This is a genomic window from Muricauda brasiliensis (assembly GCF_003057865.1).
Lineage (GTDB): Bacteria > Bacteroidota > Bacteroidia > Flavobacteriales > Flavobacteriaceae > Flagellimonas > Flagellimonas chongwuensis.
In genome coordinates this window covers 132,325-157,283 of record NZ_QBTW01000015.1, presented here as the reverse complement: position 1 = coordinate 157,283, position 24,959 = coordinate 132,325, and the positions used below count along the sequence as shown (strand labels likewise).

Below are 24,959 nucleotides of genomic sequence, written 5' to 3'. Positions count from 1 at the left end.
CTAGGTAAAGCAAATGTGAAATGGCAGATTCAACCTGTTATCATTGTGGAGAAGAATGTGGTAACCGCAGCATTCAATTTGATGATAAGGATTTTTGTTGCAATGGTTGCAAGACCGTGTACGAAATCTTTACATCCAACGGTTTGTCCACCTTCTACGAAATAGAGGGCATGGCCGGGACCATGCCGAACGAAATTCGTCAGAAATACGATTTTTTGGACAACCAGGAAATCGCACAGCAACTCTTGGAATTCAATGAAGATGGCGTGCAAGTGGTCAGTTTGAGTATTCCTACCATTCATTGCAGTTCCTGTATCTGGGTCTTGGAAAACCTGAACAAGTTGCATTCGGCCGTTAGCGTTTCACAGGTGGATTTTCCTAAAAAAACCATACGGGTCACCTACAAAACCGAAGATTTCTCGCTTAAAGCCTTGGTGCTTTTGTTGGGAAACATCGGTTACGAGCCTTATATCTCTTTGGAGGAATACAACAAAAAAGGGAAAAAGGTAGACCGTTCCTTGATATACAAATTGGGCGTTGCAGGTTTTGCCTTCGGCAACGTAATGCTGTTCTCGTTCCCAGAGTATTTTGAGGTCGAAGAATTTTGGTTGGATCAGTACAAGCACGTTTTTCGGTGGTTGATGTTCGCCTTTTCCCTGCCCGTGGTATGCTATGCGGCACAAGATTATTTTATATCGGCCTATAAGGGCATCCGCTCTAAACTGTTGAATATTGATGTGCCCATAGCTTTGGGGATTTTGGTCCTCTTTTTAAGAAGCAGTGTCGATATCATATTTGATTTGGGCTCTGGCTTTTTTGATAGCCTTACCGGCTTGGTCTTCTTTCTGTTACTGGGTAAATTCTTTCAGCAAAAGACCTACGCCTACCTATCGTTTGAGCGGGATTATAAATCCTACTTCCCCATTGCAGTTACCCGATTGAAGAAAACTGGAGAAGAGGAAAATATCCAGATTTACAATATTGAAGTTGGGGACAGGGTGCTCATCCGTAGTCACGAGATTATACCTGTGGATTGTATCCTCATCAAAGGAAACGCTGAAATCGATTATAGTTTTGTAACCGGTGAGTCCGACCCTGTTGTAAAGGAATCTGGAGAAAAATTGTTCGCAGGCGGCAAACAATTATCAGGGGTGTTGGAGGTTGAGGTCTTAAAGTCCGTATCCCAAAGTTACCTGACCCAACTCTGGGGGAACTCCGTATTTTCAAAGGATAAGGCGAGCCAGTTCCAGACCATAACCGATAGTATCGGCAAACGATTTACCATTGCTATTTTGAGCATTGCTACACTAGCTACAATTTTTTGGCTTGTTTTTGATGCAAGCTTGGCAATGAATGTGTTCACCTCGGTATTGATCATTGCCTGTCCATGCGCCATAGCATTGGCCGCCCCATTTACATTGGGCAATATGCTCCGCATTTTCGGGAAGTATAAATTTTATCTCAAAAACACCAGCGTAATCGAACGTCTATCAAAAATAGACACTGCGATATTTGATAAAACCGGAACGCTTACCACCAATCAAAAAGACACTATCCATTATGAAGGAATGGAGCTCACAGCAGAGGAAACCGCACTTTTAAAAACAACTTTGCGGGCTTCCAACCACCCTTTGAGCCGGTCGCTTTACGATATTTTAAAATCCAACTCCATAATGACCCTAGAAGAATTCCAGGAGCATACAGGAAAAGGCATCGAGGGAAAATATAACCAACATTCCATAAAAGTAGGCTCGGCCTCCTACGTTGGCGAGAACAAGTCTGGTACAAGTACCAATACGGCGGTCTATATAAGTGCCGATGAAGATGTAAAAGGACGGTTTGTGTTCAAGAACACCTACCGGGACGGAATGAGCCAAATTTTCAATGAATTATCAAATGATTTGGAACTCGGCATTCTTTCGGGCGATAACGATGGGGAAAAGCAGCAATTGCAAAAAGTACTTCCAAAGAAGACAAAGATGCTATTTGACCAGAAGCCTGAGGATAAGTTGGGCTACATCAAACAGCTACAGGACAAACATAAGGTTTTAATGGTGGGCGATGGATTGAACGATGCAGGAGCCTTGGCCCAAAGCGATGTGGGATTGGCAGTTTCGGAGAACATTAATGTGTTTTCGCCTGCTTGTGATGGAATCTTGGATGCAACCAAGTTAAAAATGCTGCCAAAATTCATAAAACTGTCCAGACGTTCGATGCGCATTATAAAGATGAGCTTTTTGTTATCGCTCTGCTACAATGTTGTGGGTCTATATTTTGCGGTAACCGGACAGTTACAGCCTGTAATTGCGGCCATTTTGATGCCGTTGAGTTCCATTAGTATAGTGGTGTTCACCACCCTGGCAACAAATTATTTGGGTAAAGAATTAAAAAATTTAGAAAGCTGATATATGTCATTTTTTACGGAATACCATCAAAGTAGTTTTACACCTAAATTCAGGTAGGTATGAGTGTTATTTATGTGTTGTTGGCCATAAGCATAACGGTGGCCGTTGTCTTTTTTATAGCCTTTGTTTTTTCGGTAAAAAGCGGACAATACGACGATACCTATACCCCGTCGGTTAGAATGTTGTTTGAAGATGAGGTGGTCAAAGACAAGGATAAATCAAATTCAAATAAGAAGGAAATCAAACAAACTAAAAGTACAAACCAATAAATATGGAAATACAACAGTTCCGTTACGATAACAAAATCGTACAAAAGTTCTTATACGCTACCATTTTATGGGGCGCGGTGGGTATGGCAGTAGGTCTTTTGTTGGCCTTTATGTTTTTGTTCCCCAATGTTACAGAAGGGATATCGTGGTTGAGTTTTGGGCGTTTGCGTCCATTGCACACCAATGCCGTGATCTTCGCATTTGTCGGGAACGCCATTTTTGCAGGGGTTTATTACTCGCTGCAACGTTTGCTTAAGGCAAGAATGTTCAGTGATGTCCTGAGTAATATCAACTTCTGGGGTTGGCAATTGATCATTGTCGCCGCAGCGTTGACCTTGCCCTTGGGCTACACAACATCCAAAGAGTACGCCGAATTGGAGTGGCCGATAGATTTGGCCATTGCGGTGGTTTGGGTAATTTTTGGTTGGAACATGATCGGTACCATTTTAAAAAGAAGACAAAGACACCTATATGTAGCCATTTGGTTCTATCTAGCCACATTTGTAACTGTAGCCGTGCTGCACATCTTCAATAGCTTGGAATTGCCAGTGACCGCATTGAAGAGTTACTCGGTCTATGCCGGTGTGCAAGATGCCTTGGTGCAATGGTGGTACGGCCACAATGCGGTGGCGTTCTTTTTGACCACACCCTTCTTGGGGTTGATGTATTACTTTGTGCCAAAAGCGGCTAACCGTCCTATTTATTCATATAGATTGTCCATTGTCCACTTTTGGTCGTTGATATTCATTTATATCTGGGCAGGTCCCCACCACTTATTGTATTCCGCGTTGCCGGATTGGGCACAGAACCTTGGGGTTGTATTTTCCATCATGCTGATTGCTCCATCTTGGGGTGGTATGATCAACGGTCTGTTGACACTTCGTGGAGTGTGGGATAAGGTTCGTACCGATGCTACTTTGAAATTTATGGTGGTAGCCATCACAGGTTATGGTATGGCTACGTTCGAAGGACCAATGCTTTCCTTGAAAAACGTTAATGCGATTGCACACTTTAGCGACTGGATCATTGCTCACGTGCACGTAGGAGCTTTGGCCTGGAACGGATTTATGACCTTTGGTATGATCTACTGGTTGGTGCCACGAATGTTCAAAACGGAATTGCACTCCAAAGGATTAGCCAATTTCCACTTCTGGATAGGAACTTTGGGTATTGTATTGTATGCCCTGCCGATGTACGTGGCTGGATTTACCCAAGCTTTAATGTGGAAAGAATTTAACCCAGATGGTACTTTGGTTTATGGTAACTTTTTGGAAACTGTAACCCAAATCATCCCCATGTACTGGATGAGGGCCATTGGAGGTTCGTTGTATATCTTGGGTATGTTCGTATTGCTTTATAATGTGGTTATGACCATTAGGTCTGGCAGCAAGGTAGAGGATGAGGCAGCGGAAGCCCCTGCATTGGAGCGCGTAGCCAAAAGAAGAGTGGCTGGCGAAACCTTCCATAATTGGTTGGAAAGAAAACCTGTTCAGTTGACCATTTTGGCCACCATTGCCATATTGATCGGTGGTGTCATCCAGATTGTACCGACCATCTTGGTGAAATCCAACATACCTACCATTACCAGTGTTAAACCCTATACACCATTGGAATTGGAAGGCCGGGACCTTTATATCAGAGAAGGATGTGTAAGCTGTCACTCCCAAATGATACGTCCCTTCCGTAGTGAGGTCGAGCGTTATGGCGAATATGCCAAAGCAGGGGAATTTGTGTACGACCACCCGTTCTTGTGGGGTAGTAAACGTACAGGTCCAGACTTGCTTCGAGTTGGTGGAAAATATTCCGATAGCTGGCACTTGAACCACATGTACGATCCACAGAGTACGTCCGCAGGATCTATTATGCCATCCTACGAATGGTTGGTGACCGATGAGCACGATCGTAGCGATGTTCAGGCCAAGATGGAGACAATGGTAAAATTGGGAGTGCCCTATACCGAGGAGGATATTGCAAACGCTCCACAGTCCATGGCAGAGCAGGCTGCGGCAATTGAAAAGAGTCTTTACGCAGACCCGGAATTTGAGAGAACCTACGAAGCGGACAAAAAGTACGCACAGGAAAATGGATTGGATTTTGTGGAAATGCAAGATCGTGAAATCGTAGCCTTGATCGCTTACTTACAGCGACTGGGTACCGATATCAAAATTGAAGGAACAGAAGAAACTATATCTCAAAACAAATAACCATGTTGAAATTTGTAAAAGAACATATGGAAACCATCGACGGGATAGCAAACTATCCCATGGTTTCCTTGCTTATCTTCTTTGTGTTTTTTGTGTTATTGTTTTGGTGGGTTTTCACCGCCACCAAGGAACACATAAGGGAGATGTCCGAACTGCCTTTGGATAACGATGATCAACAAAACAAACTATAACATTATGAGCACAAAAACACCTTGGTGGATACGAGTCCCGGTTTTATTCTTTTTGATCTTCGGATTGATGGAATTCTTTATAGACTCCGGTGATAAACCTGCAATAATTGAATATCCCATCACGCAGTTTTTTATGCTGTTGGTATTGATGATTCTTATTGCCATAGAATTGATTTTAGGTTCTATTGAGAACATCATGTTCCAAACCCTTTCCGAAGAAGGTAAGGAGCGTTACTTGGCGGCCAAAAGCAAAAAGTACGACTGGTCATGGGCCAAGAACTTAATGAAAAAGTTGACCAAGAGCCGCTCCATTGAGCGTGAAGGTGAAATTGTGCTGGACCACAATTACGATGGTATACGTGAGTTGGACAATGTTTTGCCGCCTTGGTGGGTATATATGTTCTATGCCACCATTGTATTCGCAGTGGTGTATTTGGTGCGATTCCATGTTATTGGGGATTACGACCAAGAATTGGAATATGAACAAGAAGTTGCCGAGGCACAGCAGGCCATAGAGGAATATAAAAGAACTGCAAAGGACCTGGTGGATGCCAGTACCGTAGAGTTTCTTTCAGATGAATCCGATTTGGCCGCTGGGGAGAAAATTTTCCAGATCAATTGCGTTGCATGTCATACGCAAGATGGTGGTGGGGCCATTGGTCCTAACCTAACCGATAAATATTGGATTTTGGGTGGAGGTATCAAAAATGTGTTCACCACAATTTCAGAAGGAGGTCGTGACGGTAAAGGGATGATTGCGTGGAAGCAAAGCTTAAAACCTGCGGAAATAGCTCAGGTGGCCAGTTATGTCATTTCATTGGGGGGAACCACTCCTGCCAATCCAAAGGAACCTGAAGGAGAAATCTGGATAGATCCCAATGCTCCTGAAGAAGCCAACGGAACAGAATCTGAAACGGAGGAAATCGCACCGGAAGAAATGGAGCAGGCCACCGATTCAACAGAAGTTGCCATGAATTAGTCCATTTGGACCTTCTGGCAATAATATATTATCCATAAACACAAATGCGATGGAAGAAAATTTTAGGGATTCCATAGGCACAATCACACAAGAAGGTAAAAGGAACTGGATTTTTCCAAAGAAACCTAGCGGAAGGTATTATGATTACCGAAAGTACGTAAGTTACTTTTTGCTGGTTTTCTTGATAGCTGCACCGTTTATCAAGATTAACGGGCACCAATTTCTCCTGTTCAATGTGCTGGATAGGCGCTTCAACATATTTGGGGTTCCATTTTGGCCCCAGGATTTTCATCTTGTGGTGATATCCATGGTTATTGGAGTAATTTTCATTGCACTGTTTACGGTCGCTTATGGTCGTATTTTTTGTGGATGGATGTGCCCGCAGACCATCTTCTTGGAAATGGTGTTCCGTCGCATCGAATTTTGGATTGATGGGGACAGAGGGGCACAAATGCGTTTGGCGAAAGCTCCTTGGACAGGAAAAAAGATTAGAAAAAGAGTATTGAAATGGAGCGTTTTCTTCATTATCTCCTTTTTTATCGCCAATGTTTTTTTGGCCTATTTAATCGGTAGCGACCAACTTTTGGCCTACATCACCGATGGACCCATGGCTCATTTGGATACTATGGTTCCGTTATTGATTTTCACCGGGGTGTTCTATTTCATCTTCGCGTGGTTCAGGGAGCAAGTATGCATTATTGCCTGTCCATATGGTAGATTGCAAGGGGTGCTTTTGGATGATAAATCCATTGTGGTGGCTTACGACCATAAACGTGGCGAAGGTGAAAACGGCCGCAAAAAGTTCAGGAAAAATGAGGATAGGGAGGCACTGGGACATGGTGATTGTATCGATTGCCTACAATGTGTGAATGTATGCCCTACGGGAATTGACATCCGAAATGGGACTCAATTGGAATGTGTGAACTGTACCGCATGTATTGATGAGTGTGATCACATTATGGACAGTATCAACAAACCAAAGGGTTTGATTCGCTATGCCAGTGAAGATGAGATTACCAATAACAATAAGTTCAAGTTTACTCCCCGTATGAAAGGGTATACCGCAGTACTTTTCGTTTTGATAGGTGTGTTGGTCGGAATGTTATTTATGCGGAACGAAGTGGAAGCCAATGTTTTGAGATTGCCGGGACAATTGTACGAGCGCAAGGAGAACAATATCATCAGTAACGTGTACACCTACAAATTGGTGAACAAGACTGCAAAGGATATCGAAAATGTATCTTTTGAATTGATGTCACATAACGGGGAAATCAAAATGGTTTCACAGGATAAGTTTACCGTTCCCGCAGAGGAGCTTACAGAAGGAACATTGTTCATCGAAATAAACGCTTCGGCATTGAACGGTGACAAGGATAAACTGAAGATTGGGGTTTATAGTGGGGATAAACTCATAGAAACCACGGTGACACAGTTTTTGGCACCAAGGAGTTATAATTAAAAAATACAGAGATGAAAATTAATTGGGGAACAGGAATCGTATTGGCTTTTATCGGCTTCATTGGGTTTATCCTATACTTTGTGGTACGGATGAGTACCGATGATAGCGCCAACCACGATTTGGTGACAGAGGAATATTATAAAAAGGAATTGTCCTATCAACAGGATATTGATGCCTCAAAAACCGCGAAGGAAATGAATGCCAACCTCAAGGTTGAAAAAACGGCAGAGGGTCTGGTGATTGCGTTTCCGGAACGTTTCGACCCCAAAAAAATAAGTGGAACAGTGTCCCTATACAGACCGTCTAACAAGCACTTGGACACAGACTTTCCTATAAGTTTGTCCAATACACATTTGCTCATACCTGACAATCGCTTGGTGGACGGTCGCTGGGACATTTCCATTAACTGGCAATACGAAGGTAATTCCTTTTTACATAAAGAAAAATTAGTGTACTGATCATGTTGACCTCTGCGTTGGTTTTGGGACTGTTAGGAAGCTTGCACTGCTTTGGCATGTGTGGGCCGATAGCCTTTATGCTACCTTTGGACCATGCCAATCAGGTTAAAAAGACAGCTCAGTTGTCCATTTATCATTTTGGAAGACTGTTGGCATACGGAATCATCGGAGTGCTTTTCGGACTTTTGGGCAAGGGATTGTCCCTGTTCGGAATACAACAGAAGCTTTCCATTGGCATTGGAGTACTCATGATCGTCCTTGTACTTATTCCAGCAAAACATCTGAACGGACATAAATTATTATCGCCCATTTACTCCATAATCGCCAAGGTGAAATACAAACTTGGGACAGAGCTCAAAAAAAGGACACCGGATACTTTTTTGACCATAGGGTTTTTGAATGGCTTCCTTCCCTGCGGATTGGTGTATATGGCGCTTTTGGGAGCCATGGCCATGGGAAACCCTTTGGAAGGTGGGCTCTACATGATGGTTTTTGGTTTGGGCACCGTACCTTTAATGTCCCTGGTGGTCTATTCCAAAGGAATGTTCAGTACAGCCATAAAGTCTAGAATACAGAAATTGATACCGGTATTTGTGGTCATCATTGGTGTTTTGTTTATTGTGCGTGGGCTTGGATTGGGAATACCCTATGTTTCCCCAAAAGCAGCTCCGGCCGACACCGTTTCGGCGACCATAGAATGCCATCAACCCTAAAAATCGAATCTAGAATGAAAATAACATCAGCGGAAGAAGCGGTAGGAATTGTAAAATCAGGCGACCGGGTCTTTTTCCAGGGCGCGGCAATGACCCCAAATGAATTGATAGATGCACTCTGCGAACGTCACAAGGAGTTAAAGGAAGTTGAGATAATTTCCATCCACACTGAAGGCGATGCAAAATATACCAGGGCACCTTATTGCGAAGCGTTTACCCTAAATGCCTGTTTTGTAGGCGGCAATGTAAGGCCATTTGTAAACACTTATATGGGAGACTATATCCCTGTTTTTTTAAGTGAGATTCCTTGGTTGTTTGCTGACGAATATTTGCCTTTGGATGTGGCCTTCGTGCAGGTGTCACCACCAGATAAACATGGGTATTGCTCTTTGGGAGTCTCTGTGGATGTAGCATTGCCAGCGGTAAGAACAGCAAAAAAGATTGTAGCGCAGATAAACCCTAAAGTGCCACGCACCCATGGTACGGGAATTGTCCATATCGACGAAATAGAGTTCGCGATAGAGGTTGACCGTCCCATCCATCAGCATGACCCGACACAGCCATCGGAAGTGGAACACGAGATTGGCCGTCATGTGGCCTCCCTTATAGAAGATGGCGCTACACTACAAATGGGAATAGGAAACATCCCGAATGCCGTGCTTTCCAACTTGGGCAATCATAAAAACTTGGGAATTCATACAGAAATGTTCTCGGATGGAGTTCTTCCACTATTGCAAAGTGGTGTCATCAATGGGAAGGAAAAGGCGGTGAAAAGAGGTAAAATAGTGAGCTGCTTTGCCGTAGGCTCCCAAAAACTGTACGACTTTATAGACGATAACCCGATATGCGACTTTAGGGATTCCGGTTATACCAACGATACGGCGAGAATCCGAAGAAACCCAAAAGCGACAGCGATCAATAGTGCCATTGAGATTGATCTTACAGGGCAGGTCTGTGCAGATACCATTGGAGGTTATCAGTTTTCCGGTGTAGGTGGCCAGATGGATTTTATGAGAGGTGCATCCCTGTCAAAAGGGGGTAAGCCCATTATAGCCATGTCCTCCACCACCAAAAAAGGGGTTTCCAAAATAACTCCGTTTTTAAAACAAGGTGCAGGGGTGACCACCACACGTGCGCACATGCATTATGTGGCCACCGAGTATGGAGTGGTAAATTTATTCGGAAAGAATCTGCACCAACGTGCCGAAGCATTGATTTCCATTGCACACCCAGACCATAGAGAGGCATTGGAAAAGGCAGCCTATGAAAGATTTCATGGTTAATAAGCAATTAAACCTAACCAAAAGAGGGGGCAATCCTAGGATTGCCCCCTCTTTTATTGAATTACATGAAACCAATTAAAATGTAATCCATCAAATTTTAAAGGTGATTACCGGTGCCTCAGAATGGTTGGCGATATCCTCCCCGATACTTCCCATAAAGAAATGGGATAATCCTCTTCTTCCATGGGTTGGGATGCCAATAAGGTCGGCGCCGATTTTTTTGCTGTAGTTTATCACACCTTTTTCAACGGTGTAGTCGTTAAAGATTTCTACTTCCATTCCTACATTGGCTTTGTTCAGGAACTTGGAAATTTTGGAATAAGCATCATTGGTGCTCATGAAATCGTCTCCTGGGGTATTGATGTATACCAAATGTAATTTTGATTCCAAAAGCTTGGCCATTTCTATTGCTTTTTTCAGAGCGGGTACACTTTCATGTTCGAAATCGCTCGCGAAGACAAAGTTTTTTGGATTAAAATTGTCCGCTTCGTTCCCTTTGATGACCAATACGGGAACATCAGAGGTTCTCACCACCCTTTCGGTGTTGGAGCCAATAAAGATTTCTTGCAAGCCATCTGCTCCGTTGGAGCCCATAACAATCAGGTCTGCCTTATGCTTTTCGGCTACCTCTGCTACTTCGCTGAATACTTTGTAGTGTTTGATCACAGGGGTAACCGTGATATCCTTTAGATAAGGCTTGTCCAAAAAATCGGAAAAACGTTTCTCGCCAAGTTTAATAAGGTGTACCACCTGTTCTTGGGAAATATATCCAGATTCTCCCATAATGGCTGGAGAAAGCTCCAACATGTGGAGAACAAATAGTTCGGCATTTTGTTCCTTGGCCAACGAGGCGGCCACTTTTAGTGCCTTTTCTGATTGATTTGAAAAATCAACGGGTACGATTATACTTTTCATTTTTTTGCTTTTTTAGGTTAAACGGTCATGGAAAATATTCGGGTATTCGGTTTTTTACGGTGCATCTTTAGGTCAAAGGCCATACTGACGTTTCTTACAAAAGGCCTGCCTTTGGCTGTCACCTTTATGGTTTTGTCCTCTATTTCAACAAGGTCATCTGCCTCCAGTTCGGATAGGCTGGCCAGGATGTTTTCAAAATCAACGACTTCTCTTTCTTCAGGTTTCCAATTTGTCTCAAATCGACACATTATATTGAGGATATGTCTTCTTAAAATTTGGTCTTCCTCATTTAAAATGTGTCCTCTAAAAATAGGAATAACCCCATGTGAAACCAAATTCTGATATTCTTCCACATTCTTCACATTTTGGGCAAACCCGTACCAACTATCGCTTATGCTAGATGCTCCGAGACCAATCATTAGGGTGGTCTTGGACGGGGTATAGCCCATAAAGTTCCGGTGGAGCGTTCCTTTCTCCAAAGCTTGGTATAAGCTGTCGGCAGGTAATGCAAAGTGGTCCATACCAACATCCTTATAGCCAAATTCTGCTAGCATTCTTTTGCCCATTTCATATTGTGCTTTTTTCTCAATGGATGATGGGAGGTCCTCTTCTTTGTACCCGCGCTGACCATTGCCCTTGAGCCATGGCACGTGGGCATAGCTGTAAAATGCTATTCTGTCCGGTTTTATGGCATTGGTCTTCATAATGGTCTGTTCCACATCACTACAATCTTGAAAAGGAAGACCATAAATGATGTCGTGTCCGACCGAGGTGAATCCTATTTCACGGGCCCACTCGGTAACATTTTTTACGTATTCAAACGGCTGAATCCTGTTGATGGCTCTTTGTACCGTTAGATTGTAATCCTGTACCCCAAAACATACTCTTCTAAACCCAACGTCGTAAAGTGCCAGTAAGTGTTCCTTTGTTGTGTTGTTGGGGTGTCCCTCAAAACTGAATTGAATACTATCTGTCTTTTTACTGAGGCGTGTAATACCGTTAATCAACATTTTTAGGTTCTCAGGCGAAAAAAAGGTCGGGGTCCCTCCGCCAAGGTGAAGCTCTTTGATTACAGGCCTAAACCCCATCAGTTCCACGTACAATTCCCATTCCTTTAAAACTGCTGATATATATGGACTTTCCACGTCGTGCCTTTTAGTGATGCGCTTGTGGCAACCACAAAAGGTGCACATGCTTTCGCAAAAGGGTAGGTGTATATAAATGCTGATTCCCTCATCGGGATTTTCCTCGAAAGCTTGAATCACGCTTGACCTCCATTTTTTTCCTGAAAAACTCTCCATGTCCCAATATGGCACAGTGGGATAACTCGTATATCGAGGGCCGGGAACATTATATTTTTGAACTAATTCGCACATAAGCTGCATACCTTTACATTATAGGTCAAAAGTACTTTTGATGGTTTGCAAAAAACATGATAATTGTCAGTATTGCCATCCCAGGTATCACTACTGCATAAATGATTGTAGAACATCCGTCATAAAAAAGGCCCAGACAAGTTAATCTGGACCCTTTTCTGGGTTATGTTTGGTGATTTAATTTTGCATTATAAAGTTAATGGGTATGCTGTATTTAACACTTACGGGCTTACCTCTTTGCTCACCTGGTTTCACTTTGGGCAATGCGGCGATAATTCGTCCGGCCTCTTGTTCCAATAATTTGTCCGGCCCTCTTTTTTCTATACCTACGACCCTTCCGTTGGTATCAATCACGAACTGTACGTAAACTCTACCTGTGATTCCCATTTCCAGGGCAGATGGCGGATAATTGAAATTAGCCCTGATGTGTTCCTGTACCTTTTCGTTAAAACAAGCCTTTCGTTCTGCTTGGGTTTGTAAACCTTCACATCCGGGAAAAACAGGCACATATTCAATGATTGCAAAAGGAACCACAACATCTTCTTCCACTTCTTCTACATCAACATCCTCGATTCGGACTACAGCATCTTCAATAAAAGTTTCCTGGCTACTCTCGGTACTTTCTATTATGGTCTCTTTTACATCTTCCACGTCCTCTACGATTTCAATCACAGCCGGAGCAGAAGGTGGCGGTGGCGGCGGAGCGGTACGTATCATTTCGGTAATAGGTACATCTTCCTTAAGCTCGTCGGTTAGTTGTACAACTTCAGAAACTTTGGATTCCTCTTCATAGAACTTTACTTCAAAAGATTGCCATGTCATGAACAATACCGAAGTAAGTCCTATCATAAAATATAGACTGCTGTTGCGTCCGATTTCTACGTTTGGGTTCTTTTTTGGTTTCATGACTTCTACTATTTAACTAAGTTAAAGGTAGTTTTCTTCCAAATCAGAAAATATGATAAACGTCATGCTTCGGTACTGAACAATACTCTGTAAACTCTATATTCCGCGGTTCTTGATTATTGGAATACAATGGCTTCCACTAAAATATGGCAGCAGTCCCAAATGTATCTCTTATATAAATAATATTTAAACCTGTTTTTTCTTTTCGTTTTCCCAAATTAGGGCGGCAGCTCCACAAATGGCGGCGGTTTTTCCTTCCATGGCAGAATGGAGGAGTTTTACCTTCCCTTTATAAACGTCCAACAAGAAACCGTTAAAGTATTTTTCCAAAGGTGTCATGATCCATTTGCCACTATTGGTAAGGCCACCCATTAAAATGAATGCTTCGGGTTGGGTGAAGGCCGTAAAGTTGGCCAAGGCCTGTGCCATAATTCGGGCAGTGTAGTCGAATGCCTTGAGGGCAATTTCGTCACCTTCTTCGGCGGCTTGGGTAATGTCCTCGCCGTGAAGGTCGTTATAGGCAATATCCCTGAACCTGCTATCCACTAGATATTTGCTCTGCATATACATTACAGTGCGCTTTAACCCAGTGGCTGAAACATAGGCTTCCAGTCCGCCTTTTACACCGAGTCCGGTAAGTCTACCATCGCCTATGGTCATGTCTACATGACCCAATTCTCCAGCGAAACCATCAAAACCGTCAATAAGTTGACCGTTGGCAACAATTCCTGCTCCAAAACCGGTGCCCAGAGTAATTACTATAAAATCTGTCATATTCTTGGCGCCTCCAAACAGCATTTCCCCTAAAGCGGCCGCACTGGCATCGTTCATTATACGGATGGGCATATCCAATCGCTGTTTGAGTAGTTTTACCAAGGGAACGCTTCCTTTCCATGCCAGATTACTGGCACTTTCAATGGTGCCATTTTTGCTTGATGCATTTGGTGCCCCAATACCGCAGCCGATTATGTTGGCATCTTTTCCGAAATTATCTAAAAGCTCATCAACGGTAGATTTTATCTTATCCAAGTAATTATCCAAGTTGGGATATTCTTTGGTCCTAAAAAATGTTTTTTCGTAGCACTCGCCATGTTCATTTACCAAACCTATCTTGGTTTTGGTTCCCCCTATATCAATTCCTATTACTAAATCCATTTTAATATTACGTTGTGGTTTGGTCCCTAAATATAACCAATATGGTAGCAATAAAATAGCTCGTTAGAATTTTATAGTGACTCTTTTTTTTGGGAAAATCAGGGATAAAAATAGAAGTTACTGATATCTGTCATGTTTTAGGTCACAGGTCGATTCTACTTTTGAAATGAGAATTGAAATCAATAAATATAATAGGTATGAGCAGTTTGAATAAAATATTAATTCCTTTTGATTTTTCCGAAGCATCAGTCAACGCTTTGGAATATGTGGTCAATTTTGTAGGCACCGAAAAACCCATTGGTATCCTTGGTCTGTATGTGGGTGCGATGCCCATAAGCGCATCTGACAATGAAAAACTGGGAAAGGATTTTTTCAAAGTGTTGGACTCTTTCGGGGTACGATTAAAAGTTGCCCCTGAGTTCATTACAGATACAGGAGAAGTGATTGGAACTATCCTGTTGGCACAAGAAGAGAATAACGCCGATTTGATTATGATGGGTACCATGGGCGATAAAATCACTGATGAAGCCATAACCAATACCTCAAAATTAGTGTTGGAAGCCAACTGTCCTGTGATTTCCATCCCCTATGGAACCGAAATCAAGGACCCTAAGAACATTGCTTTGGTAATGGGCGGGGAACGCATTGATGATAAAGAAGTTTTGAGCACACTCTTGGATGTAGCTAGAATTTTTGACGCCAGGATCCACGTGCTTACCATTTATAAAGATTCGATATACGATGAAGAGGCTGTAAAGGAATCCAACGAGAATTTATTGGAATACTACTTGGAGCATTTTTATGCGGATCATACATTCACTAAAAATGAAGACATAGAGCAAGGCATTTTGGATTATATCGTAGAGAAAAGCATTGACCTGTTAACTATATTGCCAAGAAACCATACCGAAAAAAGTACTCCATCGGAGGGCAGGCTAACTAAACTGTTGACCTTGCACTCCGAGATACCGGTTTTGGCTTTGGACTAAATCATATATTGATAGCATGCGCCCATTTTTTCACAAATTTTCTTGTTTTTAGGTCATACCACAATCAATGCTGTGATAACCTTCTTCATGGTAATATGAGCGAGGTTTATGAATTCAGCGATTAAGTAAAAGAGAGGCGATTCATCATCCTTATGGCACCATTGTTATCGGTTCAGTAGATGCGGAGCTTCGATTTATTTAAACATAGGCATGAGTACAGCCAAAAAACCAAAGTAAGTGTGGATTGGAAAATATCTGGCCATAATGAAAACGTGGTTACAAAAAGGAGCGTATGTGAGCAAAGCCATTCAATTGGCGCACTCTTTCCATATCAATTTTGATAAATTTGCCATGCAAGCCTCAGGTGGGACCATGAATGGTGGACCGCTCATCGATTCGTACCACAGCTTGACAGAACATTTTTAAGAAGCAATACAGTGAGTTATAAGAGCATCTTTAATATAGAAAACTTAGGGGCGCCTAAATATAGGTCGCCCCTTCAGCTTAGTACCGTAAAGGGAGACCGTATTTTCAATTTTGTAAGCGAGTCCGATAGACTGGTCTTCGACATTTCCATGGACTACTATAATCAATGCTTGAATGATGGAGAGTCACCCATTTGCATGGAAAAAGCAGGGCCAAGGCAGAACATATTTTTTGATGCAAAAAACACTACCGCAGCAATCGTAACATGCGGAGGGCTCTGTCCCGGCATCAACAATGTAATCCGGGGTTTAGTGATGGCCTTGCATTACTTCTACGGAGTAAAAAAAATTGTTGGTATTCCTTACGGCTATGAAGGGCTCAACCCTGAAAAAGAACATGAGTTGATAGAGTTGACGCCCGATAAGGTCAAGGATATTCATCAATTTGGTGGTACATTTTTAGGTTCGTCCCGTGGCGGTCAAGATGTATCGGTAATGGTAGATACCCTTGAAAATAACAAAATAGACATGCTCTTTGCCATCGGAGGGGATGGAACTTTAAAAGGTGTGAATGCCATAGGGAACGAAATCACCAAAAGAGATGCAAAAATCAGCGTTGTAGGGATTCCAAAGACCATTGATAACGATATTGACCTAATCGATGAATCCTTCGGTTTCCAAACTGCTTTTGATGTGGCCAGTCCCATTCTTAGGGATGCCCATAACGAAGCTACCGGAGCCTACAATGGTATTTCTATCATTAAATTAATGGGGAGGGATAGTGGTTTTATAGCAGCATCGGCCGCTTTGGCCATGCCCGTGGTCAACTTTGTGTTGGTTCCGGAAATGGATTTTTCATTGGAGGGGGAAAATGGATTTTTTGCCGCTCTGGAACAAAGGCTGCTTCAGAAAAAGCATGCGGTAATTGTAGTGGCCGAGGGAGCAGGGCAGCAACTTTTCAAGGATAGACAAATTGTGACCGATGCATCAGGAAATGTTCAGCATGAAGATATCGGGGTTTTCCTAAAGGAAAAAATATCGGAATACTTCAAAGGAAAGAGCCCTGTGACCATCAAATATATCGACCCCAGTTACATAGTACGTTGTGCACCTGCCAACTCCAGCGATAGCGTATACTGTAGTGGATTGGCCTATCATGCGGTGCACGGGGCCATGGCTGGAAAAACCAAATTTGTGGCCAGTCGTGTGAACAACAGGTATGTGTATATTCCCATTAGTGAAGTAACCAAAAAGCGTAAGAAAATTGATTTGGAGGGCGAATTTTGGTTCTCCGTATTACAGAGTACAGGGCAGCCTTTTTTCTTGGGTTAAAATTAGGATTTAAGCTGACAATTGTCATTAAATAGTATCTTTACTAGGCTTAGATTTGAATATAATCAAAACAATAATCATGGAAGTACATGTTCAATATCAAAAGATGATGACCAGTGAATCATTGACCCAATTATTAATGAAAAAACTGGAAGGTTTGGAAACAAAATATAACTGGTTGATCAAGGCCAATGTGTTATTCAAAACAGAGAACGATAAAACGGGAGAAGGCAAGATCTGTGAAATTGAATTGAGCGCTCCCGGACCAAGAATTTTTGCAAAGTCCAATACCGACGATTTTGAGAAATCCATGTCCAAAACTGTTGAGGATTTAAGAAGACAACTTGAAAAGCGGCAGGCAACTTTTGCCTCGCATTAATAAATTAGGCATTTGCTGCGCATGACTCTTTAAAACAATAGTGATGAAACTCAAATTAATAGGCATAGGTCTACTACTACTTGTACTTGCAAGCTGTTCTTCAACCAAGTTGGTGAGTACTTGGAAGAACCCTGACAATGTGGTTTTTGATGCCTATCAAGTCCTGGTCGTGGGTATGGTAAAAGATGATGCGGCCAGAATGGAATTTGAGGATAGATTTGTCCATGCCTTGAAAGAGCAAGGGGTAGAGGCCATGCGCAGCATTGACCTGTTCGATGTGGAATTTACTTCAGCTGAAAGGTCGGAGCAAGAATTGAAAGAGGTAGAAGAACAACTACTGGACAAGGGCTTTGATGCCATTCTGTTTACCAAGGTGGTGGGTGCAGAAAATAGAAGGACTTTTCGGGAACGCATCAACAATATTGATAAAATGATGCTCAGGTTCAGTAACGATTATTTAGAGCATCAGGATATCTACTACAATTCCGAATATTATGACAGCTTTAATGTGTACCATGCAGAAACATCTCTCTACTGTATATGTGTAGGTGAGGAAATAGAGCTTATCTGGAGGGGCGATGTGGATGTTACCGAGCCCGAAAATGTTAACAAGACTATTGATTCTTATATTAAATTGATTACAAGATCAATGGGTGAGCAAGATGTAATCTTTAATTAGAAAGGCCGATAGCCTCCAAAACACCTAGAAAATCCAATGCAATCAACACTGGGATTGCTACTAGGATAACAATCAATATAAAAACCATGATCCGTAAAAATCCGACCATGAGTTTGTTTCCTATGCTAATTTCATCTGCCATAATAGTGTAATTTCTAACAATTTAAGAAAATATTTGCATATTTCCTTAAGTGTTGTGCCCACTATTCGATTAACGGATAATTTATAGGTATGTGTTGTTGGAAACGTTATTCGGTATCACCTCTTTTTTTACTGAGCAGTTTTCCAAGTTCCTCCAAGGTAATTCCTTTGGTTTCCGGCATCATAAAAATCACCCAAAGTAATTGAAGCACCATCATAACTGCAAAAAAGATAAAAATAGGCCATGGATTCTCCTTGAAGATGCCTATCTCCGCATCCAAAAAGGTAGGGGTGAGCAAGGTAATCAATGCAGCAAAGACCCAATGTGTCCCAGTACCCCATGATTGCCCGTAGGAGCGAACCTTGTTCGGGAATATCTCAGAAATAAACACCCAAATGACCGCGCCCTGTCCAACCGCATGTGAGGCAATAAAAATCAAGATGAAAGTCAGCAATAATATCGAGTTGGCCCCTGAATAGAAACACCATCCCACCATGGCCAAACTCACAATGTATCCGATGGACCCCATGTACATGAGCTGTTTTCTACCCAGTTTATCGATAAGGGATATGCCCACAAAGGTGAAAATCAAATTAATTACCCCAATGGATATGGAGCTAAAGAGCGATTCACCTGAAGCGAGACCTGCCCGCTCCAAAATTTCCGGTGCGTAGTACAGCACAAAATTTATCCCAGATAGTTGATTGAAAAAGGCGATTAAAAAAGCCAATAACAAAGGTTTATTGTACTTCCCGGAAAACAAGCCTTCACTTGTCTTTTGCTTGGTTTCCACTATGGCAATTTTGATTTGTTCCAGATGAAGTGATGCCTTGTCCTTTGCAATTCCCAAGAGCGTAATGGACTCGATGACCACGGCATCGGCCTTATCCTTCATTAAAAGCCATCTTGGGCTGTTGGGAATATTGAACACCATGATGGTATAGATCAGAGCGGGAAGGCCCTCAATGCCCAACATCCAGCGCCAAGCTATGCTTTCATCAAAAATGATTCCGATGAGATAGTTGGAGATAAAAGCCAATAGAATCCCAAAAACAATATTGAACTGGTACATGGCCGTGAGCCTTCCACGGGTCTGGGCCGTAGAAATCTCGGAAATGTAAACGGGAGCGGCCACAGATGAGGCCCCTACCCCGACACCACCGATAAACCTAAAAAACGAAAAACTGTAAGCTTCCGGGGCAAAGGCCGAGCCAAGTGCCGATGCGAAATACAGAATGCCTATCCAGAACAAGGTTTTCTTTCTTCCCAAACGATCCGTGGGAATTCCGCCAAAAAGCGAACCCAAAACGGTTCCCCACAATGCCATGGACATGATAAAGATACCGTGGAACGTAAAAATGGAATCGCCCAAAAACCAGTTGGTGCCCCAAATTTCTTTTATGGGCTGGTTGGCCCCGGAGATTACTACGGTGTCGAACCCAAACAAAAAGCCCGCTAGGGCCGCTGTCAATGAAATTCTAAAAATACGTTTGTCCATGGAGGATGAATTTTGCTAAAGCTAACCAAAATTTATAAAATCTTGGAAATGTATTTCATGATCAATTCCGAAGCACCTTTATTGGCGTTGATGTAACCAGAGTTGATATCACCGATTTTTTTGATGGAAACAGGATTGCTCAACAGGTCGCTCATCAAATTATCAAAACTATCCTGACTTGAAATTGGTACAATTCCTCCCTCCTTGACCAAGTCCTCCGCTTCCTTGAAGTCTTCAAACTGTGGTCCTATGATAATTGGGATGCCGAAGACCGCTGGTTCCATAGTATTGTGAAGCCCCGTGGCAAAGCCTCCACCGACATAGGCCATATTGGCATAACTGTAAATTTTGGTCAGTAAACCAATCGTATCAATTACTAGAACATCGACCTCTTTCAGGTTTTGGTCTCCCAATTCGGAATAGCGAAGCACGGATTTTTTAAGTGCAGCGGTTATTTTGTCAACATGGGCTGGCTTGATTTCATGAGGGGCGATGACAAACTTTATTTTTTCGGGAGTGGAGTTGATGTAATTGATCAAGATTTTTTCATCTTCGGGCCATGTACTGCCGGCCACCAAACACAGCTGATTGTTCTTAAAACGGTCCATAAAGTCCAATTGGTTGTTCCGTTTCAGGATTTCCGAAACTCGGTCCAACCGAGTATCGCCGCCAATACAGGAATTCTTTATCCTGATGGATTCCAACAGCTTTTTCGATTTCTCATTCTGCACAAAATAATGGTCAAACTTTCCTAGGCTCTTTCTCATAAATCCTCCAAAGGATTTAAAATATATCTGTCTATCTGAGAAAATGGCCGATACCAAAATGGTAGGAATATTTCTTTTTTTGAGTTGATATAAATAATTGGGCCAGACCTCGTACTTGACAAAAATGGCCAATTGGGGATTTACTATATTTAAAAATCGCTTCACTTTATGATGGCTGTCCATAGGTAGGTACACCACGACATCTGCCACCGAAGTATTCTTTTTGACTTCGTAGCCCGAGGGTGAAAAAAAGCTGAGAACCAATTTGTGTTCAGGATATTTGGAGCGTAACCGTTCCAGAATAGGAAGTCCTTGTTCAAACTCGCCCAAAGAGGCCACGTGCATCCAAATGGTTTTGTCCCCTGGGTTCAGTTTTTCTTCCAATAATGGAAAAGTTCTCTTCCTTCCTTGAACGAATAATTTGATCTTGGCATTGAAAAGAGCAATCACCTTAAGAACTAGCCAAGCAATATTGATAAGTATGTTGTACAGAAAACGCAAGAATATCTTTTTCGCTAAAATACATTCTTTCGGTCAGAGACTATTATGGCATCTTAATTTCTTAATTTTGACGTATTAATTTATTCGGATGAAAAAAATTCAAATGGTTGACCTAAAAGGTCAATATGAAGGTATAAAGACCGAGGTCAACGAAGCTATTGCGGAAATCTTGGATTCTTCTGCATTTATAAACGGCCCCCATGTACAAGCTTTTCAAAATGAGCTACAGGAGTATTTGGGCGTTAAACATGTGATTCCATGTGCCAATGGGACGGATGCGCTCCAAATATGTATGATGGGTCTTGGGTTGCAACCGGGCGATGAGGTGATTACCGCTGATTTTACCTTTGCGGCAACCGTGGAAGTAATCGGTCTTTTGCAGTTAACGCCTGTTTTGGTAGATGTAGAGCCCGATACCTTTAATATAGATGTGAAAGACATTGAAAAGGCGATTACTCCAAAAACAAAGGCAATAGTCCCCGTTCATCTATTTGGTCAATGTTCCAATATGGACGAGATCATGGAGTTGGCCAAAAAACACGATTTGTATGTTGTAGAGGATAATGCCCAAGCCATTGGTGGGTCCTATTATTCAAAAGATGGTTCCAAACTAAAGGCAGGAACCATTGGTCATGTTGGGGCTACATCGTTTTTCCCATCCAAGAATTTGGGTTGTTATGGTGATGGCGGCGCTATTTTTACCAACGATGATGATTTGGCACATATAATCCGTGGTATCGTAAACCATGGAATGTACAAAAGATATTATCACGATGTTGTGGGCGTCAACTCGCGTTTGGATTCTATTCAGGCGGCAGTTTTAAGGGCAAAGTTGCCTAAACTGGACTATTATAACCAAAAGCGTTGGGAAGCTGCATCGAAATATTCCCAGGCTTTAAAAGGACAGGAACATATTGTGGTTCCAAAAATATCTTGTGGCTGCGATAGCGAGAAAAGTGTATGTGATTGCCACGTATTTCACCAATATACATTACGGATTACCAATGGCAAAAGAGATGCGCTCGTGCAACATTTAAATGATAACGACGTTCCTTGTGGTGTATATTATCCGGTTCCTTTGCACAAACAGAAGGCTTATGTGGACGACCGATACAACGAAGAGGACTTTCCTGTGACCAATCAATTGGTTAACGAAGTGATTTCTCTTCCGATGCATACCGAGCTGGATGATGAACAAATTGAATATATAACCAGTTTGGTAATCGACTTCGTAAACAAATAAAAATGAAAATACTCGTAACAGGTGGTTTGGGCTTTATTGGTTCCCACACCGTTGTTGAACTACAGAATGAAGGTTTTGAAGTGGTCATTGTAGATAACCTTTCCAATTCATCCATCAAGGTGTTGGATGGTATTGAGGCCATTACAGAAAAGAAACCTCTTTTTGAAGAATTTGACCTTCGTGATAAGCCCAAGGTTCAAGATTTCTTCCAAAAACACAGTGATGTTGTCGGAGTAATTCACTTTGCGGCATCAAAGGCTGTGGGAGAAAGCGTGGAAGAACCACTTCTGTACTACGAGAACAACCTTGGTGTACTGGTCTATATTCTTCAGGAGTTGAAGAAAAAGGGCGGTGCGAGTTTCATCTTTAGTAGTTCCTGTACAGTTTATGGTCAAGCTGACGAAATGCCGATAACTGAGTCGGCCCCGGTTAAACCTGCTGAATCCCCATACGGTAATACCAAGCAAGTGGGAGAGGAAATTATTAGGGATACCTGCAAGGTGAATCCAGACCTTAAAGCCATTGCATTGCGATATTTCAATCCGATCGGAGCGCACCCATCAGGAAAAATTGGAGAATTGCCCATTGGTGTTCCTCAAAACTTGGTCCCTTTTATTACCCAAACAGGTATTGGACTTCGCGAGCAGCTTTCTGTTTTTGGCGATGATTACCCAACTGAAGATGGCACCTGTATAAGGGATTACATCCATGTGGTTGATTTGGCCAAAGCCCACGTAGCGGCATTGCAACGTCTTTTGAAGGATAAAAATGAAACTAATTACGAGGTCTTCAATTTGGGCACAGGAACAGGAAGTTCTGTATTGGAGGTGATACAAAGCTTTGAACGTGTTTCCGGGGAAAAACTCAATTACAAAATTGTGGATAGAAGGTCAGGAGATATAATCCAAGCTTATGCCGATACCAAAAGAGCCAATGAAGTACTTGGGTGGAAAGCAAAATCCAGTCTGGATGATGCCATGAAGTCCGCTTGGGAGTGGGAAAAAATAGTAAGAAGTTAGGTTGTTGTAATCCCAAATCTTGATTTGTACGTACATAGAGTATGCTTCCCAACTACAATAACAGTTTGGAGTTGCTGGAAAGTGTCCAGCAAGAGCAGCTCTACCAAAAACTTTTGCTGCAGCTCAAAAAGGATTTTGAATTGGCCAATGTGCCTATTAACCTTCCTTTGGATATAGCTCCCGAGGAACTGAAAAGTATCATTCACGAAAAAATCTACTTTTTAATAGTGGAAAAGTTCCCGGAATATCTCAACCTATTATATGTAGTGGATATCTCGGAAAAAGAAATTAAAAAGATAGCTCCATCCGATGTTGTTGACATTTCGGCGGAGGTATCCTTTTTATTATTAAAAAGGGAATGGCAAAAAGTGTGGTACAAGGCCAAATATAGCCACTGAACTTTTGGTCACACCTTCACATAAATTCCCCTCTTGTCCATAAAATAGCCAACTGCCCAGCAAGTGAGCATTACCCAAAGGGCAAATAAGAGCGAACCCATATAGCCACCGGACCAAGAGATAAATATGTTGTCGGCAATCCATCTGTAGAGAGATTCCCCATTCATGTCTATGGCAAAAAGTGTGATGATAAATATTTCCGATAGTAAATAAATAAATAAGGTGTTCTTGCCGAAAACTTCAAAAAAGTAGCTCCAACTTTTGGCTTTTTTCATGTCCAAAACGTAGATAAGAATAGCAATAGCCATCAAATCGATTCCACAAGTAAGCAATACAAAAGAGCTTGTCCAGAGTTTTTTGTTGATGGGTAAAACTAGGTCCCACACCAAACCAGCAAAGATCAGGGCAAACCCAAACATCATCAATTTGGCTACTGTTTCATAATTCTGTCCGTTGTTCTGGATAAATCTACCCGCCAAATAACCAATGATCACATTTACAATAGCTGGGAGTGTGCTCAGCAATCCTTCGGGATCAAAAGCAATGCCTTCGCCGTGGTACATGTGGTTTGGTCCAATTAACCATTCATCCAATTTAAGAACCGCATTTCCTGTCAATGTAAGGTCTCCAAAACCAATTAGGATGAGATGGTAGCCAACCAAAAATGCCAAGCTCAGCCAAATGGCCGTTTTGGTCTTTACAAAATATAGGATGATGGAGGCGAACATATAACATAGCGCAATGCGTTGCAAAACCCCAAAGACACGCGTCTCCGAAAATGGTTTTAGTTGACCATCATCAAAAAAAGGATACCAATACATTAAAAAGCCCAGTAGAAAAATAATCGCCGTCCGTTTCAAAACTTTTTTGAAAAACGCAGGTGTACCCATATTTTCATACTTTTTCATGCTAAAGCTCATAGCATTTCCTACCACGAACAAAAAAGTTGGAAAAACAAGGTCGGTCAATGTAAAACCGTTCCATTCGGCATGTAATAAAGGAGAAAAAGTGGTAGAACCATTTCCTGGGGAGTTGACTATGATCATTAAGGCAACGTCCAGTCCTCTGAAAACATCGAGGGAAAGGTATCTGTTTTTAAGTTTGGACATATTAGGTTGGTTTAGCTGGTCGGTCAAGTTAAATTATTTTTAGTTTCCACTGTTAATTTCAGTTAAAAATTTCATTTTTATTGCTTTACTGTTTATTCTGTGATATAGTTGTAAATTTGAGTAAGAAATTCACGGGAATACAAGTATATAAATGCTAAAACCCGT

At 42.1% G+C, this 24,959-nt stretch carries 25 protein-coding genes; 17 read left to right on the top strand and 8 right to left on the bottom strand.

What is annotated here, in order from left to right; genetic code table 11:
• The first annotated feature begins 20 nt into the window (after positions 1–20).
• From DCK90_RS11620 to DCK90_RS11580, 9 genes are read left to right on the top strand one after another with little or no spacing between them, the layout of a single operon-like run.
• Entirely contained in the window at positions 21–2,405 is a 2,385-nt protein-coding gene (locus tag DCK90_RS11620) for a heavy metal translocating P-type ATPase (RefSeq protein WP_108246381.1), read from the top strand.
• 59 nt (positions 2,406–2,464) lie between these two features.
• Positions 2,465–2,674: a cbb3-type cytochrome oxidase assembly protein CcoS gene (ccoS, locus tag DCK90_RS11615; protein WP_108246380.1), complete on the top strand. Its 210-nt coding sequence runs from the start codon at positions 2,465–2,467 to the stop codon at positions 2,672–2,674.
• A 2-nt stretch (positions 2,675–2,676) separates the two neighbouring features.
• Positions 2,677–4,878, top strand: coding sequence for a cytochrome-c oxidase, cbb3-type subunit I (ccoN, locus tag DCK90_RS11610; RefSeq protein WP_108246379.1), 2,202 nt, complete (start codon positions 2,677–2,679; stop codon positions 4,876–4,878).
• A gap of 2 nt (positions 4,879–4,880) precedes the next feature.
• Positions 4,881–5,069, top strand: coding sequence for a cytochrome C oxidase subunit IV (locus DCK90_RS11605; protein WP_067037876.1), 189 nt, complete (start codon positions 4,881–4,883; stop codon positions 5,067–5,069).
• Positions 5,070–5,073: 4 nt separating this feature from the next.
• Positions 5,074–6,048: a cbb3-type cytochrome c oxidase N-terminal domain-containing protein gene (locus DCK90_RS11600; RefSeq protein WP_108246450.1), complete on the top strand. Its 975-nt coding sequence runs from the start codon at positions 5,074–5,076 to the stop codon at positions 6,046–6,048.
• A gap of 49 nt (positions 6,049–6,097) precedes the next feature.
• A complete protein-coding gene (gene ccoG / locus DCK90_RS11595; protein WP_108246378.1) occupies positions 6,098–7,507 on the top strand; it encodes a cytochrome c oxidase accessory protein CcoG in 1,410 nt (469 codons plus the stop codon).
• An 11-nt stretch (positions 7,508–7,518) separates the two neighbouring features.
• Positions 7,519–7,965: a FixH family protein gene (locus DCK90_RS11590; protein ID WP_108246377.1), complete on the top strand. Its 447-nt coding sequence runs from the start codon at positions 7,519–7,521 to the stop codon at positions 7,963–7,965.
• A gap of 2 nt (positions 7,966–7,967) precedes the next feature.
• The gene (locus DCK90_RS11585; protein ID WP_108246376.1) at positions 7,968–8,678 is read left to right on the top strand and encodes a sulfite exporter TauE/SafE family protein; all 711 of its coding nucleotides are present in this window, start codon (positions 7,968–7,970) and stop codon (positions 8,676–8,678) included.
• Positions 8,679–8,692: 14 nt separating this feature from the next.
• A complete protein-coding gene (locus tag DCK90_RS11580) occupies positions 8,693–9,961 on the top strand; it encodes an acetyl-CoA hydrolase/transferase family protein (RefSeq protein ID WP_108246449.1) in 1,269 nt (422 codons plus the stop codon).
• A 90-nt stretch (positions 9,962–10,051) separates the two neighbouring features.
• Here the strand turns inward: DCK90_RS11580 and DCK90_RS11575 are convergent, their stop codons facing one another.
• The 4 genes from DCK90_RS11575 to DCK90_RS11560 all read right to left on the bottom strand — a co-directional run bounded on the left by DCK90_RS11575 (position 10,052) and on the right by DCK90_RS11560 (position 14,313).
• Complete coding sequence (locus tag DCK90_RS11575) at positions 10,052–10,876, bottom strand: universal stress protein (RefSeq protein WP_108246375.1); 825 nt, start codon at positions 10,874–10,876, stop codon at positions 10,052–10,054.
• Between the two features lie 17 nt (positions 10,877–10,893).
• A complete protein-coding gene (hemN, locus tag DCK90_RS11570) occupies positions 10,894–12,252 on the bottom strand; it encodes an oxygen-independent coproporphyrinogen III oxidase (protein ID WP_108246374.1) in 1,359 nt (452 codons plus the stop codon).
• A gap of 177 nt (positions 12,253–12,429) precedes the next feature.
• Positions 12,430–13,158 (bottom strand): energy transducer TonB, encoded by a 729-nt coding sequence (locus DCK90_RS11565; RefSeq protein WP_108246373.1) that lies wholly within the window; start codon positions 13,156–13,158, stop codon positions 12,430–12,432.
• A gap of 186 nt (positions 13,159–13,344) precedes the next feature.
• Positions 13,345–14,313: an ROK family protein gene (locus tag DCK90_RS11560; protein ID WP_108246372.1), complete on the bottom strand. Its 969-nt coding sequence runs from the start codon at positions 14,311–14,313 to the stop codon at positions 13,345–13,347.
• A 197-nt stretch (positions 14,314–14,510) separates the two neighbouring features.
• Between DCK90_RS11560 and DCK90_RS11555 the strand changes: the two genes are divergently transcribed.
• From DCK90_RS11555 to DCK90_RS11540, 5 genes are all read left to right on the top strand, one after another.
• A complete protein-coding gene (locus tag DCK90_RS11555; RefSeq protein ID WP_108246371.1) occupies positions 14,511–15,302 on the top strand; it encodes a universal stress protein in 792 nt (263 codons plus the stop codon).
• 264 nt (positions 15,303–15,566) lie between these two features.
• Positions 15,567–15,728, top strand: coding sequence for a hypothetical protein (locus DCK90_RS17010; RefSeq protein WP_159075824.1), 162 nt, complete (start codon positions 15,567–15,569; stop codon positions 15,726–15,728).
• A gap of 11 nt (positions 15,729–15,739) precedes the next feature.
• Entirely contained in the window at positions 15,740–17,059 is a 1,320-nt protein-coding gene (locus tag DCK90_RS11550) for an ATP-dependent 6-phosphofructokinase (protein ID WP_108246370.1), read from the top strand.
• 79 nt (positions 17,060–17,138) lie between these two features.
• Positions 17,139–17,438 carry an HPF/RaiA family ribosome-associated protein gene (locus DCK90_RS11545; protein ID WP_108246369.1) on the top strand — a complete coding sequence of 100 codons (300 nt, stop codon included), beginning with the start codon at positions 17,139–17,141 and terminating at the stop codon, positions 17,436–17,438.
• 43 nt (positions 17,439–17,481) lie between these two features.
• A complete protein-coding gene (locus DCK90_RS11540) occupies positions 17,482–18,117 on the top strand; it encodes a hypothetical protein (protein ID WP_108246368.1) in 636 nt (211 codons plus the stop codon).
• Here the strand turns inward: DCK90_RS11540 and DCK90_RS17005 are convergent.
• The 3 genes from DCK90_RS17005 to DCK90_RS11530 all read right to left on the bottom strand — a co-directional run bounded on the left by DCK90_RS17005 (position 18,110) and on the right by DCK90_RS11530 (position 21,025).
• Positions 18,110–18,259: a hypothetical protein gene (locus tag DCK90_RS17005; RefSeq protein ID WP_159075823.1), complete on the bottom strand. Its 150-nt coding sequence runs from the start codon at positions 18,257–18,259 to the stop codon at positions 18,110–18,112. The two genes, DCK90_RS11540 and DCK90_RS17005, sit on opposite strands and share 8 nt — an antisense overlap.
• 106 nt (positions 18,260–18,365) lie before the next feature.
• The gene (locus DCK90_RS11535) at positions 18,366–19,757 is read right to left on the bottom strand and encodes a sugar porter family MFS transporter (protein ID WP_108246367.1); all 1,392 of its coding nucleotides are present in this window, start codon (positions 19,755–19,757) and stop codon (positions 18,366–18,368) included.
• Positions 19,758–19,789: 32 nt separating this feature from the next.
• Complete coding sequence (locus tag DCK90_RS11530) at positions 19,790–21,025, bottom strand: 3-deoxy-D-manno-octulosonic acid transferase (RefSeq protein ID WP_199912688.1); 1,236 nt, start codon at positions 21,023–21,025, stop codon at positions 19,790–19,792.
• 88 nt (positions 21,026–21,113) lie between these two features.
• Here DCK90_RS11530 and DCK90_RS11525 point away from each other — a divergent pair, with 88 nt between their 5' ends.
• Genes DCK90_RS11525 through DCK90_RS11515 form a run of 3 tightly spaced genes read left to right on the top strand, consistent with a single transcriptional unit; the run spans position 21,114 to position 23,685 of the window.
• Complete coding sequence (locus tag DCK90_RS11525; RefSeq protein WP_108246365.1) at positions 21,114–22,268, top strand: DegT/DnrJ/EryC1/StrS family aminotransferase; 1,155 nt, start codon at positions 21,114–21,116, stop codon at positions 22,266–22,268.
• 2 nt (positions 22,269–22,270) lie between these two features.
• Positions 22,271–23,287, top strand: coding sequence for a UDP-glucose 4-epimerase GalE (gene galE, locus DCK90_RS11520; RefSeq protein ID WP_108246364.1), 1,017 nt, complete (start codon positions 22,271–22,273; stop codon positions 23,285–23,287).
• A 41-nt stretch (positions 23,288–23,328) separates the two neighbouring features.
• Positions 23,329–23,685: a hypothetical protein gene (locus tag DCK90_RS11515; protein ID WP_108246363.1), complete on the top strand. Its 357-nt coding sequence runs from the start codon at positions 23,329–23,331 to the stop codon at positions 23,683–23,685.
• 8 nt (positions 23,686–23,693) lie between these two features.
• Here the strand turns inward: DCK90_RS11515 and DCK90_RS11510 are convergent, their stop codons facing one another.
• On the bottom strand, positions 23,694–24,794 hold the full coding sequence (locus DCK90_RS11510) for an acyltransferase family protein (protein WP_108246362.1): 1,101 nt from the start codon (positions 24,792–24,794) through the stop codon (positions 23,694–23,696).
• Positions 24,795–24,959: the final 165 nt, after the last annotated feature.

Excerpts from the sequence above, each read along its gene's own strand:
- DCK90_RS11620 (WP_108246381.1), top strand. The coding sequence starts at position 21 with ATGGCAGATTCAACCTGTTATCATTGTGGAGAAGAATGTGGTAACCGC.
- ccoS (WP_108246380.1), top strand. The coding sequence starts at position 2,465 with ATGAGTGTTATTTATGTGTTGTTGGCCATAAGCATAACGGTGGCCGTT.
- ccoN (WP_108246379.1), top strand. The coding sequence starts at position 2,677 with ATGGAAATACAACAGTTCCGTTACGATAACAAAATCGTACAAAAGTTC.
- DCK90_RS11605 (WP_067037876.1), top strand. The coding sequence starts at position 4,881 with ATGTTGAAATTTGTAAAAGAACATATGGAAACCATCGACGGGATAGCA.
- DCK90_RS11600 (WP_108246450.1), top strand. The coding sequence starts at position 5,074 with ATGAGCACAAAAACACCTTGGTGGATACGAGTCCCGGTTTTATTCTTT.
- ccoG (WP_108246378.1), top strand. The coding sequence starts at position 6,098 with ATGGAAGAAAATTTTAGGGATTCCATAGGCACAATCACACAAGAAGGT.
- DCK90_RS11590 (WP_108246377.1), top strand. The coding sequence starts at position 7,519 with ATGAAAATTAATTGGGGAACAGGAATCGTATTGGCTTTTATCGGCTTC.
- DCK90_RS11585 (WP_108246376.1), top strand. The coding sequence starts at position 7,968 with ATGTTGACCTCTGCGTTGGTTTTGGGACTGTTAGGAAGCTTGCACTGC.
- DCK90_RS11580 (WP_108246449.1), top strand. The coding sequence starts at position 8,693 with ATGAAAATAACATCAGCGGAAGAAGCGGTAGGAATTGTAAAATCAGGC.
- DCK90_RS11575 (WP_108246375.1), bottom strand. The coding sequence starts at position 10,876 with ATGAAAAGTATAATCGTACCCGTTGATTTTTCAAATCAATCAGAAAAG.
- hemN (WP_108246374.1), bottom strand. The coding sequence starts at position 12,252 with ATGTGCGAATTAGTTCAAAAATATAATGTTCCCGGCCCTCGATATACG.
- DCK90_RS11565 (WP_108246373.1), bottom strand. The coding sequence starts at position 13,158 with ATGAAACCAAAAAAGAACCCAAACGTAGAAATCGGACGCAACAGCAGT.
- DCK90_RS11560 (WP_108246372.1), bottom strand. The coding sequence starts at position 14,313 with ATGGATTTAGTAATAGGAATTGATATAGGGGGAACCAAAACCAAGATA.
- DCK90_RS11555 (WP_108246371.1), top strand. The coding sequence starts at position 14,511 with ATGAGCAGTTTGAATAAAATATTAATTCCTTTTGATTTTTCCGAAGCA.
- DCK90_RS17010 (WP_159075824.1), top strand. The coding sequence starts at position 15,567 with ATGAAAACGTGGTTACAAAAAGGAGCGTATGTGAGCAAAGCCATTCAA.
- DCK90_RS11545 (WP_108246369.1), top strand. The coding sequence starts at position 17,139 with ATGGAAGTACATGTTCAATATCAAAAGATGATGACCAGTGAATCATTG.
- DCK90_RS11540 (WP_108246368.1), top strand. The coding sequence starts at position 17,482 with ATGAAACTCAAATTAATAGGCATAGGTCTACTACTACTTGTACTTGCA.
- DCK90_RS17005 (WP_159075823.1), bottom strand. The coding sequence starts at position 18,259 with ATGGCAGATGAAATTAGCATAGGAAACAAACTCATGGTCGGATTTTTA.
- DCK90_RS11535 (WP_108246367.1), bottom strand. The coding sequence starts at position 19,757 with ATGGACAAACGTATTTTTAGAATTTCATTGACAGCGGCCCTAGCGGGC.
- DCK90_RS11525 (WP_108246365.1), top strand. The coding sequence starts at position 21,114 with ATGAAAAAAATTCAAATGGTTGACCTAAAAGGTCAATATGAAGGTATA.
- galE (WP_108246364.1), top strand. The coding sequence starts at position 22,271 with ATGAAAATACTCGTAACAGGTGGTTTGGGCTTTATTGGTTCCCACACC.
- DCK90_RS11515 (WP_108246363.1), top strand. The coding sequence starts at position 23,329 with ATGCTTCCCAACTACAATAACAGTTTGGAGTTGCTGGAAAGTGTCCAG.
- DCK90_RS11510 (WP_108246362.1), bottom strand. The coding sequence starts at position 24,794 with ATGTCCAAACTTAAAAACAGATACCTTTCCCTCGATGTTTTCAGAGGA.